The sequence below is a fragment of the Microcoleus sp. B6-A1 genome (assembly GCF_036705085.1).
In the GTDB taxonomy this organism is placed as follows: Bacteria; Cyanobacteriota; Cyanobacteriia; order Cyanobacteriales; family Microcoleaceae; genus Microcoleus.
Genome location: NZ_JAUBTU010000206.1, coordinates 1 through 1,039, shown reverse-complemented (window position 1 = coordinate 1,039; position 1,039 = coordinate 1). Strand labels below are relative to the sequence as shown.

Sequence of the window (1,039 nt, the reverse complement as noted above, 5' to 3'; positions counted from 1 at the left end):
CAATTGTTATGCCTCCATTCCACAACGATGGCTGGTGGTGAAGAGTCAGGCGCGGTTAGAATCAGACCTCAAACAATTGGAGAAACGCCTTGCAAAACATGAAGCAAAAGCCCGTGCCGCCCTCCAGCAATTGCAGAGTCAAAAGTTTGCTTGCCAGCCAGATGCCCTAACTGCTGCTGCTTTATTTTCGCAACAATTACCCTACCATCAATTGCAAGACTTACAAACGATCGAAATCATAGAACACAAAAAACGCGGCAGACCCAGCAAAAATGCCGTCGGCGAGAAATCTTATCAAATTAGAGCGGTACTTGCCCCGAAAGATAGCGTCATTGACACCGAAAGGCAACGTGCTGGATTGTTTCTGTTGGCGACCAATGTGTTAGACGAGCAAGTATTGAGTAACGACCAAATTCTCCAAGAATACAAAGCACAACAATCAACGGAGAGAGGTTTTCGATTTCTTAAAGACCCCTTATTTTTTACTTCGAGCGTTTTTCTGAAAACTCCCGAGCGAGTAGCTGCGCTAGCTGCGGTTATCGGTTTGTGCTTGTTAGTATATAGTTTAGGTCAACGCGCGCTGCGTTTGGCTCTCGAACGCGCCAAACAAACCATTGATAACCCTGTCGGCAAACCGACAGCCAAACCCACGCTGCGATGGGTGTTTCAATGTTTCATGTCAATTCATTTGTTGACGGTTAATGGCGTCAGACAAATTACCAACCTGACTCAAGAACGCTTGTGGATTCTCCAATTCTTTGGCGCTCCTTGTCGCAAATATTACCTGCTTTCTTGAGATCGCTCGCGCGCTGGAATTGGGACGAACTCCCCAACGGTTGGCGCTAAGCGTATCGCGAGGAAAAATCTAGTAAAATGAGATAGTTTGCGACGCATCCTAGCTAAGGCAAGAGCCAACGATTGTGTTGCCCATCAGGTGCGATAGTTAGACTTTTATCTAATACGATCTCTCCCAATATCTGGTCAGTCACAAGTGCTGTGAATGTCAGAATTTTCCACCATTTTCCTATACCTCAACCGG

General features: G+C 46.3%; 1 protein-coding gene. It reads left to right on the top strand.

Going from position 1 to position 1,039, the window contains the following annotated elements:
- Positions 1-796, top strand: a 796-nt coding sequence (locus QUB11_RS31215; RefSeq protein ID WP_333207563.1) for an IS1634 family transposase, incomplete at its 5' end; no start/stop codon positions are given.
- Between the last annotated feature and the right edge of the window lie 243 nt (positions 797-1,039).